The sequence below is a fragment of the Methanosarcina sp. 2.H.A.1B.4 genome (assembly GCF_000979385.1).
GTDB lineage: Archaea > Halobacteriota > Methanosarcinia > Methanosarcinales > Methanosarcinaceae > Methanosarcina.
In genome coordinates, this window is record NZ_JJOV01000090.1 from 185,312 (window position 1) to 197,891 (window position 12,580).

At 41.7% G+C, this 12,580-nt stretch carries 14 protein-coding genes; 8 read left to right on the top strand and 6 right to left on the bottom strand.

The window, feature by feature from the left end:
* Nucleotides 1-76: 76 nt before the first annotated feature.
* A complete protein-coding gene (locus EO92_RS15380) occupies nt 77-781 on the bottom strand; it encodes an SRPBCC family protein (protein ID WP_048172934.1) in 705 nt (234 codons plus the stop codon).
* A gap of 247 nt (nt 782-1,028) precedes the next feature.
* The gene (locus EO92_RS15385; RefSeq protein WP_048172935.1) at nt 1,029-1,979 is read right to left on the bottom strand and encodes a PGF-pre-PGF domain-containing protein; all 951 of its coding nucleotides are present in this window, start codon (nt 1,977-1,979) and stop codon (nt 1,029-1,031) included.
* A 948-nt stretch (nt 1,980-2,927) separates the two neighbouring features.
* Here EO92_RS15385 and EO92_RS15390 point away from each other — a divergent pair.
* Nucleotides 2,928-4,043, top strand: coding sequence for a hypothetical protein (locus EO92_RS15390; protein WP_235283369.1), 1,116 nt, complete (start codon nt 2,928-2,930; stop codon nt 4,041-4,043).
* 279 nt (nt 4,044-4,322) lie between these two features.
* A complete protein-coding gene (locus tag EO92_RS15395) occupies nt 4,323-4,727 on the top strand; it encodes a DUF356 domain-containing protein (RefSeq protein ID WP_048135570.1) in 405 nt (134 codons plus the stop codon).
* A gap of 276 nt (nt 4,728-5,003) precedes the next feature.
* Here the strand turns inward: EO92_RS15395 and EO92_RS15400 are convergent, their stop codons facing one another.
* Nucleotides 5,004-5,732 (bottom strand): class I SAM-dependent methyltransferase, encoded by a 729-nt coding sequence (locus tag EO92_RS15400; protein ID WP_048172939.1) that lies wholly within the window; start codon nt 5,730-5,732, stop codon nt 5,004-5,006.
* A 223-nt stretch (nt 5,733-5,955) separates the two neighbouring features.
* A complete protein-coding gene (locus tag EO92_RS15405; protein WP_156165859.1) occupies nt 5,956-6,165 on the bottom strand; it encodes a hypothetical protein in 210 nt (69 codons plus the stop codon).
* A gap of 155 nt (nt 6,166-6,320) precedes the next feature.
* On the opposite strand from EO92_RS15405, the gene EO92_RS15410 reads away from it, so the two are divergent.
* The gene (locus tag EO92_RS15410; protein ID WP_235283370.1) at nt 6,321-7,454 is read left to right on the top strand and encodes a Glu/Leu/Phe/Val dehydrogenase; all 1,134 of its coding nucleotides are present in this window, start codon (nt 6,321-6,323) and stop codon (nt 7,452-7,454) included.
* A gap of 90 nt (nt 7,455-7,544) precedes the next feature.
* Here the strand turns inward: EO92_RS15410 and EO92_RS15415 are convergent, their stop codons facing one another.
* Nucleotides 7,545-8,912 carry an acetate--CoA ligase family protein gene (locus EO92_RS15415; RefSeq protein ID WP_048172943.1) on the bottom strand — a complete coding sequence of 456 codons (1,368 nt, stop codon included), beginning with the start codon at nt 8,910-8,912 and terminating at the stop codon, nt 7,545-7,547.
* Nucleotides 8,913-9,100: 188 nt separating this feature from the next.
* On the bottom strand, nt 9,101-9,457 hold the full coding sequence (locus EO92_RS15420) for a helix-turn-helix domain-containing protein (protein WP_048135565.1): 357 nt from the start codon (nt 9,455-9,457) through the stop codon (nt 9,101-9,103).
* 232 nt (nt 9,458-9,689) lie between these two features.
* Here EO92_RS15420 and EO92_RS15425 point away from each other — a divergent pair, with 232 nt between their 5' ends.
* The 5 genes from EO92_RS15425 to EO92_RS15445 all read left to right on the top strand — a co-directional run bounded on the left by EO92_RS15425 (nt 9,690) and on the right by EO92_RS15445 (nt 12,447).
* Complete coding sequence (locus EO92_RS15425) at nt 9,690-10,349, top strand: NAD(P)/FAD-dependent oxidoreductase (RefSeq protein WP_048135563.1); 660 nt, start codon at nt 9,690-9,692, stop codon at nt 10,347-10,349.
* 149 nt (nt 10,350-10,498) lie between these two features.
* Complete coding sequence (locus tag EO92_RS15430) at nt 10,499-10,837, top strand: cupin domain-containing protein (protein WP_048138216.1); 339 nt, start codon at nt 10,499-10,501, stop codon at nt 10,835-10,837.
* A gap of 69 nt (nt 10,838-10,906) precedes the next feature.
* Nucleotides 10,907-11,251, top strand: coding sequence for a CGGC domain-containing protein (locus EO92_RS15435; protein ID WP_048172945.1), 345 nt, complete (start codon nt 10,907-10,909; stop codon nt 11,249-11,251).
* Between the two features lie 199 nt (nt 11,252-11,450).
* Nucleotides 11,451-11,906, top strand: coding sequence for a hypothetical protein (locus EO92_RS15440; RefSeq protein WP_048172948.1), 456 nt, complete (start codon nt 11,451-11,453; stop codon nt 11,904-11,906).
* 172 nt (nt 11,907-12,078) lie between these two features.
* Nucleotides 12,079-12,447 carry an ATP-binding protein gene (locus EO92_RS15445; protein ID WP_048172950.1) on the top strand — a complete coding sequence of 123 codons (369 nt, stop codon included), beginning with the start codon at nt 12,079-12,081 and terminating at the stop codon, nt 12,445-12,447.
* The last annotated feature ends 133 nt before the right edge of the window (nt 12,448-12,580 follow it).

Genomic DNA, 12,580 nt, shown 5'->3' on the forward strand with positions numbered 1-12,580 from the left:
GGTTAATATAAGAGCAAGAGCTGAAAACCCCGGGAAATTAAAGCTGTCAGGACATTTTGTCATTCTTCATAGGTACTTACATTTTTTCTCCATTTTCCAATAACATTTTCAGGTTCTCCCCTTCTTCTTTCATGTGCCCCCTGATATCTTCAACCCTCTTCCCCGCAACCTTTGAAAGTAACCCTCCAAACCGAAATGAAAGCGCAGCAGTAAAAACACTTCCACCATTTGAAGGCTTTATGGAAAACGAGCCGCCGGAACAAATAAGAGACTCCGGAAAAAGCACTTTATACTCGATCAATTCATTCCGTACACAGCTGGTAATCTCAAAGCTTAATTTTTCCAGTTTGCCCCCGAGGTATTCCTCGGCATAAAGCACAGAGCCTTTTTCAAAATTCTGTCCTTTAACCCACTTAGCAAGTACGTGGTCTTTGTGCCAGGCTCTGTAGTTTTCCGTAAAATGAGCAAACCATTCAAAAACAGCTTCAGGTGATCTGTTTATTACTACGGAATCTTTCAGCGTTGCCATGGTTTGAGTCCCCATTCTCTCTTTGCTTATATTGGTGGCTAAAATACATGTTTTTATCTCTAAATTTGCTGCTTCGAACCCGGGCATGGTTTTCTCCGGGAGATATGACTCTGTTTTTACCTGGATTGGAAGGTTAAGCGTGTAGTCTTCTGCATTCTCAATATCTTCCCCGAAATAGTAAACGACTCTGCCTTGAACATTGAAGTTCCATAAATCACTGGGATAAGGAAGTTTTTTAGAGCGTTTTGACATTAAAGAATAAGCCGGAAATAAGGATTATTTAAATTTAAGACAGCCTCTAAGAGGATGCTAAATGACATCAAATGGAATACTATGAAATTTATTTAAATAAATTAAAATCAAAATTAACCCATAAACAAATATATTAATTGAGGTATTGTGCCAACCACAAAATAAATTTAGAATACAAGTGAAAAGAAAAAGTCATGCTAATTTTATATGTTTACGCATGATACCTCATCAAAAAAAATAAGGGAAATTAGTTTCCCTTAAGATATGCGAGAATCATTTCAAGTATATGTATTATCTCACTTCTTTTTAGACCGTTTGTTTCTTCTGTATTATTATCCGAAGATGTTGATGTAAGAGTATTATTTACAGTTATTGTTTTGCTTGTAATTGCAAATGTGGAATATTCAGATACTTCAGCTGTAAAGTACACATACGTTGAATCCTGTCCTGTTATTGTAATTGGTACTGCTACCCATTTACTATTATCATACATATTCAGGACAATGGATGATTTATCAAGACCATTTGCTTGAAGCCATGTCTTTTCAACTTTAAAATTAACAGCTGCATCTTCAATATCATTTACATTATCACTGTCGATCCATATGTTAAATGACTTGTAAATATCACCTGTTGGTTTTTCAACTAAAGATGTATCATCTTTCAGATCTTCGATAACAACTTTTGCCTTGCCTGAATCTGTTGTTGATTCAAAATATATATTGTTGACAACTGAATTGTCATTCTTAACATCAACAGTTACCTTCTGGCTATTATCCATGTTTACCTGTGTTGTTTCTACATACTGGATATTAGTCTGTGATGAATCACCTATAATTGTGACATCACCATTATATACAGAAGAATTGTTAGCTGTGATGTAATCCTCGTCTGTGTTTACAGATGTAATAATATCATCATCTGAAGACTCATAATTATAGTCATCGTCAGAATTGTAAATATCGTTATCTGTTGATATTACAGTAGTATCAACTACAACAGAATCATCTGCAACAATAGTATCTTCTTTTTCAACAGAATTTTCATTAGTGTCATCAGAAACATCAACAACAGTAGTTTCATCTTCAATAGTCGAATTGTCTCCTGATGAATTTACCTTCGCCCCTGCAGTAGCGCATGGGAGTACAGCCCCAAAAATAAGGACTGTAACTAATAGTATTGACAGATATTTTTTCATCCTCTATACCTCTTCCAGGGGATTACCTGTAGAATTATTTTGCAAAATATGTTTTTCAAAATTTTTACTTTTGATCTCACCAGGAACTATTTTTCTCCAATAAGTACGTCCTGGGTTTATCGAGCCTATGGTTTAATTCACTTTCGGCTGGCTTACTGCAGTAAAATTATGTGAATTTTGTCTTCCAATTGCGATATTGTTGAAATCAGGATATAGCTTCTGTATTTCTCCCGTCTTTTCCTTTGTATCATTTGTGAAAACTCACTAAAAAAATGGATTTTAGGGATGGCAATATAAATGGCAGTTTATTAAGAGTTGAGAAACACTACTTTTCTTGACTCTTTTTCAGGTCTCCCGCTTACCTTAAAAGTATTTTATGTATAGAATTATTCATAACACTATAAAAAAATCAAACTTAAAATTAAAATCGCAATTCTTATCTGTAAAAATTATATTTATTTGAGAAGTAGTGTTTTGAGGGCATAAGGAGCACAGGAATATAATCGGTGAGATAACTTTTCCAGTGAGAAAGCCTTTTCGTCAGCTATCCCCAAGGCTAATCTTAAAAAGCCGGCTGGAGCTTTATCCGTCCTTGTGCTGCGACTTTTAGCTATCTGGCTTATTCTTATTGTCTTACACTGCTCTCTTTGACGTTAAAACGGGAATAACAGGTCTTCTTTTAAAACGCATGATTCTCAAGTCCGTACCTTCGTTTTATACTCTTAAAAAGGTGAGCTCATGAAAATGCGAATTTTTCTAATAACTGTCTTATTTGTTCTATTAGCAGTTTCTTCTCCGGCTTCAGACGTTGTTCCTGATTTACAAATAGATAATATTTACAATCAAGCGAGTAGTCCCGAAACCTCGTACACTTCTTCTCAGTCCACTGTTTCAAAACCAGATTTGTCTCTAACTGAAAGCAGTAGACTAGGACTTGTTTCTGGGGATGTGGCAGAGTATAAAATCAAGTTATACGTTGGGCCCGGAGAATATGACAGTATCACTCTTACCAACTATGTGCAGGAGAAAAGTCCCTGGAATACAAAAGCGGATAAAAATCTGGTGATTCTGCCAGGGCATGCTTTGACTGAGAAATTCTATTCCGACATGGCGATATACTATGCTCAGCAGGGGTACAGTGCATATATCCTGGATAGGAGAGAGACAAATATTCCAGTGGATGAAACTGATTTCAGTTTTATGCAGGACTGGACTTTTGAGGAATACCTTCAGGACACATACAAAGGTATCAATGTCTCAAGAAGCCATACAGCTCTCTTAAACGGAAAATCTGCAGAAAGCATAGAGGTTACAGCAATCGGCCACAGTCATGGAGCACTGCTTCTAACGGCTTATGAGGCAAGTGAGTATGACGATCTCCCTGCAGGCTCTGTTGACAGAGTAGTGCCTGTTGATATTATTATCAAATATAATCCAAAAAATTTGGAATTAATACAGAATCAGGCGCAGGAATTTGCTTCTATTTCCGAAAGTATCGAAAAAGGAGGTTATAATGATAGTAGTATGGCAGGTATGATGTACAGAGGCTACAAGGCTTCTACAGAGCCTGAAGGGCACGATTTCAATCTTACATTCACAAACAGGCAGTTTTTCAGGCTCATGGCAAGCCAGACATATAGTTTTTCCGAATATCCCTATACTCCGGACTATCACTACTGGAGCGGGGATCTTAGCGGCCTCTATCATGTTGACGAAAACCGGCTGCTCAATTTGACTTTAACCGGGGGAGCTGTCCCTTATACGCCAAAGTATCTGGACCAGTATATGGCCGGCCTGATGGGCAATGTGGAGGGATATGAGATAAATTCTTCCAGAATAGACTCTCCGGTACTTTATGTAGGACTCGGAGGAGGCTTTGGCGATTACGGCGCATGGTGGTACGAAGATGAGGTAGGAGAAACGAACAGCAGGGTTACTACTATAAGCTGGAATAACCAGGGGCATGGTAGCCTGTTGATCGATCGCAATTCCTCTGAGTTATGGGCACTCATAGATGATTGGGTGGATGGAAAACAACCAATAAAAAGATCACATGAAATCTGAAAACAATCCTGTGTTAAATCAATAAGGCAGTGCACCGCAAAAAAGGATTATTGATTCGCACCGCCTTTTGATTGATGAGTTTACCTTTTCTTTTCCAGAAAATATACTGAACTCTACTAATATTTAAATTGAAGGTGGTTATGCAGATAGCGTCCGGTATGAGGCGACCTGTTGAACATTCTAAACTCATTTTTCACTGAAAATCTGCTTTTTTGAGTAAAAATTGGAAAACAGTTATATGGTTTGGGAGTGACTTAAAAGCTTGTTGGTGTGTTAAAAATGAAATCTTTTGCATTAGTCCGGGCAGACGACCCGGCAAAAGTAAGAATCGCATTACACGACCTGGAAATATATGGAGACATTCAGTTTTCAACGAATCCCAGATGTGTTGAAAACGATTATGCCGATGCGCTTCTTGTTAGTGTAATGGGGGTGCCTCTCAGGTCAAAATGTAACTCTGCTGCACTTGTGGAACTGAGTAATAATGCAGGGACAGCGATTAGCAGGTTGAAGAAAATTCATCCTCCGGCACATGTAGTCATCATCAGTCCGAAACATCAGGTATTTGAAGAGATTACAGGCGAGTTCCAGAAGTATCCTGAATTTGATCGGTTGTTCAGTCAGGAAGGCCTGAATAAGGCTCATGGAAAATTGGAAGCAGGCAAAAAAATGATGAATGAATAAATAACCTGGTTTGTAGAAGTCCTGGCAGTCCCTGATTTACCTGCTTAACTTTCCAGAGTAAAACCTGAATTGCATTCTTATCCGATGTACATTATAGACTCCAGGACTTCTGCAATACCAAAAATAAACAAATTTTATTCCGGACTTAACTCCAATTTGGCATATTCCTTACAAAAAAGCGGATTTAAGGTTATGCTCAAAAAAAGTTATCCGTAAAATTGTAGACCAGAGCCTTGAGCCCTCCCCTAAAGTTTCATTCATGGGACCCGGAAGGTCTTATGACATCTTCGATAATATCACATGATACCTGTACTCATAGTACATGGACTTTACATATTCCATTTTGAATCCATGCATATTGGCAATTTTTTCAATCAGGTAGGGGTTGTGAGTATCCCCAATTATATCTCCGGGACGGTTTTTCAAAATACCCGACACTTGCCTTAAGCACCCCATACCAACTTTGGACAAACTCTTCCATAATCTAAAGTTCTCTGAAAACCATCCGAGTTTCCATAAAGAATACAGCCTGGGATCAATTATATCAAAAAATACTATTTTTCCTTCCTCATTGAGATATTCGGATGCGTTACGGATAAAAGCATCTATTTGCTCAGGTGTCAGATACTGGATCACTGCGGTTGCAGTAATTCGATCAAACGATAAGCTTAATTTATCCCAAACAGTGTTGTCATCTGCAAGGATTAAGTCTACGTTTTTGTATTTCTGCTGCCAGATTTTCTTTTCAGCTTCAAAAAGCATGGAGCTTGAAAAGTCAGCCCCTACTACTCTCTCATATTTTGGAATATAATATATCAGAAGTTCTCCTGCACCGCACCCAAAATCGAGGAGAGTTTTACCTCCACCTAAATGAAACAATTTTTCCTGAGCTTCTTTAGCAAGAAACTCTTCAGTTGAAAACCGGTGTCCCCCTTTCTTTTTATCTGAAAAATACTCTTTCCAGGAAAATTCTGATTTATTTAATACTGTTTCCATGTTACTCATCCTGTTCTTTACCCATCCTTCCGATTTCCGGGTTCTATTCTGGAGAAAACACGAAAGTAAGGCTAAGGCTGGAAATGATTACAAACGATTACTTTTTTAAGAGACTTACTCAGAAAAATATATTTGATACTATAAATCTCCTGGATTATTATATAGTTTTTGAAATAATTTTCCTAAAATAAATTACTGTCCTCTCTTTCATAGGCTTCCTGCATCCCGCTAATTACATCTGTGTGGGAACTTGCTGCCCTTGCGCCCGGCTCCCTGTTTCCAGCTTTATAGAGCTATCACAGGTTTCTGTTCCATACATCTCTAAGAAACGTTGAGGAATCTGAACCCGTTTTTTTGGAAATACGAAGAATAGATAAAAACGACAAAAAGATAGGAACTCAAAGTTTTGCAGCACAAAATTCTTTTTATTTGCTTTTTTCATGTATCTCAGGTGCTTCAACTTCCACAAAAAAGTGCCCTCTTTTAGGGCGAAGGGGACATAAAACATTTCAAGGTGCAGGATCATAATTAATACAGTTCTGAAATTATCTGAAAATCATAAAATGAAACTCAGGTACAAAGAGGGGGATTAAGTTAATGGAGGACATGTTCAGATTTGCGGATGAGCTTGGGCCATTTAAGATCATTCATGTTTACGAACCGTCAGTTGACCTGAAAGCGATTCTTGTGGTGGACAACATCGCGCGGGGACCTGCTATTGGTGGGGTAAGGATGGCCTCTGATGTGAGTACTGAAGAATGTTTCAGGCTGGCAAGAGCCATGACCCTTAAGAATGCAGCTGCAGATTTGCCTTATGGAGGTGGGAAGATTGTCATGTACGGGGACCCGAAAATGCCTCTGGAAAAGAAAAGACAGATGCTGCGGGCTCTTGCCAGTGCCCTCAGATATACGGAGGAGTACATCTTCGCCCCTGACATGGGGACGGACGAGGTCTGCATGGCCTGCATAAAAGACGAGATCGGAAGAGTGGTGGGTTTGCCATGCGAGGTGGGGGGCATCCCTCTTGATGAAGTAGGGGCCACAGGCTGGAGGGTTGCACAAGCTACCGAGGTAGCGTTGCAATACTGTGATTTCGAGCTGAAAGGGGCTCGTGTGGTTGTTCAGGGCTTTGGGGCTGTTGGGAAGCATACTGCCCGTTTCCTTACCCGGAGGGGCGCGGTTCTCGTAGGGGTCGCTGACTCCCGGGGCGCGGTCCACGATCCGGAAGGGCTTGATGTGGATACCCTGATCAGGCTTAAAAAAGAGGGAAAAAGTGTGCTTGATTATCCTGGCGGGAAAAAGCTTGACAGTGATGCAGTTATCGTCATTCCTTGCGACATATGGATCCCGGCAGCCCGTCCAGATGTGATCAACGAGAGTAATGTCCATCTTCTTAACACTAAACTGATTATTGAGGGAGCAAACATTCCGATCACAGAGGGTGCGGAAAAAATCCTCTATGAGGCGGGTATTCTTTACGTCCCGGATTTTATTGCAAACGCAGGCGGCGTGATCTGTGCGGCATCAGAGTATCAGGGAGCCACCCAGTGCACAGCTTTCGGGTCAATTGAAGAAAAGGTAAAAAACAACACGTTTCAGGTACTGGAAGCTGCAAAAACGAAAGGAATCCTGCCAAGGGAAGCTGCAGTCCAGCTTGCCGTAAAAAGAGTTAAGCGAGCCATGGGGTACAGGCGCTGGTCAATCTTTTCTTCGGCGCCGGGCTTTGTGTAACCTTTCTATGATTCCCTAATTTCATCCTTTTCTTTTATTTATTCCCGGAGATTCAGGGTTCTTCTTCACTCAAATCGAATTTCAGTTTGTTTACCCTTTCCTTCCGCAAAGCACGGCTGCCGCCCGGACCACGCTTTCAGGGGTGAAAAAGACCGGCATTCCGGTGTCTGTAAAAGCTGAAGCCATTTCCCGGCTGAACTTTCCCCCCGGAGAGCTGATCAGGATAGGTTTCCCGCAGCTTTCAGCAAAATCCCTGATTTTTTCCGCAACTCCTTCGGTAAGAAGAGGCGGACCCCAGAGCAGGCTGACAATTGCAAGGTCATATTCTCCCGCGGGAGCCTCCTGCAGGGCAGCAATATAATGTTCATCCCGCACACTACCTGTCAGGTCTATAGGGTTTTTTACGGAAGCAAAAGCCGGAAGTTTCTCCTTCAGCTTCCTGACCGCAGCTTCGGAAAGTTCAGGGACTTTGAGCCCTACTTCCTCACAGGAGTCGGCAATGGAAATGCCTATCCCTCCCCCGTCAGTTATTATCAGGACCCTTTTTCCTTCTACAGGGGAATACCGGTTGAGGACTTTGCAGGCATCTTTCAGTTCTTCATAACTGGCGACCTCTATTATGCCCGTTTTCCTAAAAGCGGCTTCATAGGCTTCATACATCCCGCTAATGGCACCTGTATGGGAACTTGCTGCCCTTGCGCCCGGCTCCCGCTTTCCAACCTTGAGAGCCACCACAGGTTTCCTTTTTACACAACTTGAAGCAACTTCAAGGAATCTCCGCCCGTTTCCTACGGATTCAATGTAAAGGGCAACGGCCTTTGTGGCGTCGTCCTGTGCAAGAAATTCAAGGCAGTCGCTTTCGTCAACATCGACCTTGTTTCCATAGCTCACGACCCTTGCAACGCCTGCCCCCTCATTTGCCAGTTCGTCCATAATCATAGCGGCAAAAGATCCGCTTTGCGTAAGCACGGAAACCCCGTTTCTTACAGGTCTTTCTATTTTTTCCCGCTCTATAAAAAAGGTATCCACGTTTGAGATGGTGTCATATATTCCAAGGCAGTTGGGGCCCATAGCCCTGATACCTTTCTCTATTAAAAGAGCTCTCAGCTCGTCTTCCATTTTCTTTCCGCCAGCCCCCGTTTCCCTAAAGCCGGAGCTGACAATTATGGCTCCTTTTATGTTTTCCACAGGCCCTTTCAGAATTTCAAGAACAGCTTTAGCCGGGACTGCAAAAATAGCAATATCAATCCTGTCTTCAATCTCTCCGGGAGCCGAATAACATTTAAGCCCCTCAACTTCCCTGTAGCCAGGGTTTACAGGATAGATCTTTCCTTTAAAACCCATTTCCAGGAGGCTTTTCAGAACCGTATGGGAGAGTTTCTCAGGGTTCGGAGACGCTCCTATCAAGGCTATGCTCTCAGGCTTGAAGAAAAAATCGATAGATTCTTCGAGATTCATTACTGCCTCCGGGGTTATGCAGATTAATTGAGACCGTTTTTAATGCCTTGAGACTGTTTTTTATGTCCTTTTGCCTTTTCCCCTGCTTTATATAAGCTAGGACTCGTTAGTATAAAACAATTTCAATGCCGGGAAACCATAGTTTTCAGCCGTAATTTACAGTATTTTTTTGGGACTTCTTTGGGCGCTCAGTGGTCACAGTACATGCAGATGGCTTTCTCGCATTCTTCATTCTGGAATTTCCACTTTAGCCCCCAGCGTTTTATTGCCTGTATTATCTTTATAAAATCTATTCCGCTCTCAGTGAGGTAATACTCGGATCTTGGGGGATTTGTAGAGTCATCGACCTTTTTTGTGATCAGGCCTTCATTCTCAAGCTCTGTAAGCCTTTCCGAAAGGATCTTCGGGGTTATGTACCCCAGCTTTCTTTTCAGCTCGTTGAAACGTTTCTCTTTCTTTTCACCCTTGTGCAGTTCCAGGAGGATGTGGATTGTCCATCTTTTCCCGATGATGTTCATCGTCTTGTAGACGGTGCAGTCTTTCATAGTATAAACATAGAAACTGTCTGATATATAAATTAGTATATGTAATATACTGGTATCAAAAGGATACTATTATAAAATTCAATATTATAAAAATACTTTTAAATGATATATCCCTGTACAATGTACAGCCCAAGCACAGTGTAATAAAATTACACAATATGTTATGCTGCTGCCTGGCAGTTTGAGCATGCTTTAAAACTCTAATAATAAAGATGAGGAGAAAGGATCAACCGTGAAAGACAATTTACCGGAAAAAGGTGCAATCGTTCAGAGAGACCGTGAGACATACGCAATAGCCCCCCATCTTCCAGGCGGACTCGTGGACCCGGCAACTCTCCGAAACATCGCTAACGTTGCAGAAAAGTATGGGGCAGCTGCCCTGAAGATGACTTCTGCACAGAGAATTGCAATCGTGGGTCTGAAAGAAGAAGACCTTGATAATGTCTGGGCTGACCTTGGCATAAAACCCGGTGCGGCCATAGGGCTCTGCGTAAGAAGCGTTAAGTTCTGTCCGGGGACAACCTTCTGTAAGCAGGGTAAGCAGGACGCAGTGAGCCTGGGCCTCAAACTGGACGAGAAATATCATGGGATGCCCATGCCTTCAAAACTGAAAATGGGCGTTTGCGGATGCCCAAACTCATGCGCTGAGCCTGCTATCAAGGATATAGGGATAATGGGCACGGCAAAAGGCTATAATCTTATGGTTGGAGGCTCTGCAGCTGCAACTCCCAGGCTTGCCGAGGTCGTGGCAAAGGCACTTTCTGAAGATGAGGTTCTCGATGCCGTGGACAGAATCATAACTTTCTACAAAAACTCGGGCACAAAAAAGAGGCTCGGAAAATTCATTGAGGACACGGGTCTTGAAGAGTTCAAAAATAAGGTCGGACTCTAAGCCCTCACTGCTGTATAGTTTCGGAGATGCCCTCCTTCAAGACTGATTGAGTAGATTGGTACTGATCAGGCATATATAAAAACAGAACAAAAACAGAACAAAAACGCATGGCAAAAACGCAGAAAAATGGTCAAAAAGGGGAGAACGATATGAAAGTTGTTGAGATGAAATCTTCGCCGGAAAAGCCGAACCCTCATAACGTGAGCGTAAGGATGCTCTATGATACGGAAAATGCCCAGGCAGTGCACATCGAACTCAAACCAGGGGAAGCTTTAAAAAAGCACGTCACCCCCACGGACGTCTTTTTCTACATTCTTGAAGGAAAGGGTGTCGTTGAAATCGGGGACGAACAGGAAGAAGTCAGCAGGGACATGTTAATCGAAAGTCCTGCAAAAATTCCACACCGCCTCCTGAACCCCGGAGACGGCATCTTCAGGGTGCTTGTTGTAAAAGCCCCAAGACAGAAAGAGTCTACTCGCCTGCTGTAAAACGTACAGCAAGTGTAAAAACAGTTATAACAATGGTTATAAAAACGGGTGTAAAAACAGGTGTCATACATGGAAGAAAAAACAAAACCAACAAAAATCGCGGTCGTCCGCTGTGACATCGTTTCGGAAGCCTGTCCCGGAGTGGGTTGCTTCAAAGCCTTCAATGAGAGGAAGTCCCACTTTGAGGCATATGATGGGGAAGCGCAGATTATTGCTTTCTTTACGTGTGGAGGCTGCTCGGGCAGGAGGGTTTACCGCCTGATAAATGCTTTGAAAAAGCATGACTTCGATGTCGTACACCTCAGTTCCTGCATGCTCATGGAGGACAGCTATCCGAAATGCCCCAATATAGATACCATCAGAAAGACAATTCAGGATGCGGGTATAAAAGTGGTGGAAGGAACACACCACTGAAACCCCACTCATGTAAGCAAAACTCAGTGAACAAAATTTACTTCCGATTGGTAAAAAACAGCCTCCTGATGTAATAAAAAAATCAGGTTCTTTTCGAAAATACAGGTTGCGGATAATATAAGTTGAGAATACAAATTGCAAATTGAAAATACAAGTTGCAAGTTGAGAACACAAGTTGCAGATATACCAGGTTGATAAAATGGACTACGATACAACTCGGGACAAAAATATAGACGAAAACGAATCCTATGAGGGTGCACATCCTGAGCTTCAGGACCTTCCTCTCCCTCAAACCGATAATATGCTATACTCAATTTTGAATTCTTTAAATCAGAACATTGCGAACTTTCATGCTTATCTAAAATTCAAGGACTATATCTCTGAAGATACCTTAAATAAAGAGCTCTTGAAAAGAAGCATGGTCATTCACAGGGATTTTTCTGCTCTTTTTTTGCACACCAAAGAAGAGCTGGTGTTTATCTATCCGGACCTTCTGGAGAAAGCAGAAAAAATACTATTTAAAGGGGAAACAGGTACGGATTTCATAAAGTATACCTGTAAAATGAGTAAGATAATAAACGATTATAAAGGAATGTTATACAGGGAAGGGTATTTGCCGGATTTCAAGTGGCAGTTCATGTTAGCAGATGTTTGATCTCTTCGGTAAATCAGATACTTCGATAAATCAGATACTTCGATAAATCAGATACTTCGATAAATCAGATACTTCGATAAATCAGATACTTCGATAAATCAGATAGTTTGACAAATCAGATAATATCTCTTCATAAAAGGAATTGATCTAAAGGGAAAGGGGGTTAATCTTCATGGTAAAACGAACAATTATAAAAATCGACGAGGAAAAATGCACAGGCTGCGGAAAATGTGTTGCACCCTGCGCTGAAGGCGCTATTCAAATCATTAACGGGAAAGCAAAAGTAGTATCCGAAGAACTTTGCGATGGCATGGGTTTCTGTATCGGGGTCTGTCCCGAAGGCGCCCTCTCTATTGAAGAAAGGTACACAGTTGAATTTAACAGGGAAAAAGCTGAAGCCCAGCCGAAAAAGAAAGACATCTCAATCCACTGCTTCGAATGCGGAGCCGGAGAAGACACCCACTACCTCATGCCCCTCAGGCACAACATGGAAAGTATCTGGGTCTGTACTCGCTGCCTTCCCAGGTTAATCCACGGTTGATCTACGTTTTATTCTTGGTTGATCCATTAAATATCTTTACCCAAAATAGTCCGCTTGAGCGGAGCGGAATGGCCCTCGTGCTGTTGCAATTACATCGCAACTCCCCGAAAATCTCCGATTCTCTGTGATCCCG

What these genes read in the sequence shown, in the direction of transcription:
- EO92_RS15380 (WP_048172934.1), bottom strand. Translation starts at nt 781, where the DNA reads ATGTCAAAACGCTCTAAAAAACTTCCTTATCCCAGTGATTTATGGAAC.
- EO92_RS15385 (WP_048172935.1), bottom strand. Translation starts at nt 1,979, where the DNA reads ATGAAAAAATATCTGTCAATACTATTAGTTACAGTCCTTATTTTTGGG.
- EO92_RS15395 (WP_048135570.1), top strand. Translation starts at nt 4,323, where the DNA reads ATGAAATCTTTTGCATTAGTCCGGGCAGACGACCCGGCAAAAGTAAGA.
- EO92_RS15400 (WP_048172939.1), bottom strand. Translation starts at nt 5,732, where the DNA reads ATGAGTAACATGGAAACAGTATTAAATAAATCAGAATTTTCCTGGAAA.
- EO92_RS15405 (WP_156165859.1), bottom strand. Translation starts at nt 6,165, where the DNA reads ATGAAAAAAGCAAATAAAAAGAATTTTGTGCTGCAAAACTTTGAGTTC.
- EO92_RS15410 (WP_235283370.1), top strand. Translation starts at nt 6,321, where the DNA reads ATGGAGGACATGTTCAGATTTGCGGATGAGCTTGGGCCATTTAAGATC.
- EO92_RS15415 (WP_048172943.1), bottom strand. Translation starts at nt 8,912, where the DNA reads ATGAATCTCGAAGAATCTATCGATTTTTTCTTCAAGCCTGAGAGCATA.
- EO92_RS15420 (WP_048135565.1), bottom strand. Translation starts at nt 9,457, where the DNA reads ATGAAAGACTGCACCGTCTACAAGACGATGAACATCATCGGGAAAAGA.
- EO92_RS15430 (WP_048138216.1), top strand. Translation starts at nt 10,499, where the DNA reads ATGAAAGTTGTTGAGATGAAATCTTCGCCGGAAAAGCCGAACCCTCAT.
- EO92_RS15435 (WP_048172945.1), top strand. Translation starts at nt 10,907, where the DNA reads ATGGAAGAAAAAACAAAACCAACAAAAATCGCGGTCGTCCGCTGTGAC.
- EO92_RS15440 (WP_048172948.1), top strand. Translation starts at nt 11,451, where the DNA reads ATGGACTACGATACAACTCGGGACAAAAATATAGACGAAAACGAATCC.
- EO92_RS15445 (WP_048172950.1), top strand. Translation starts at nt 12,079, where the DNA reads ATGGTAAAACGAACAATTATAAAAATCGACGAGGAAAAATGCACAGGC.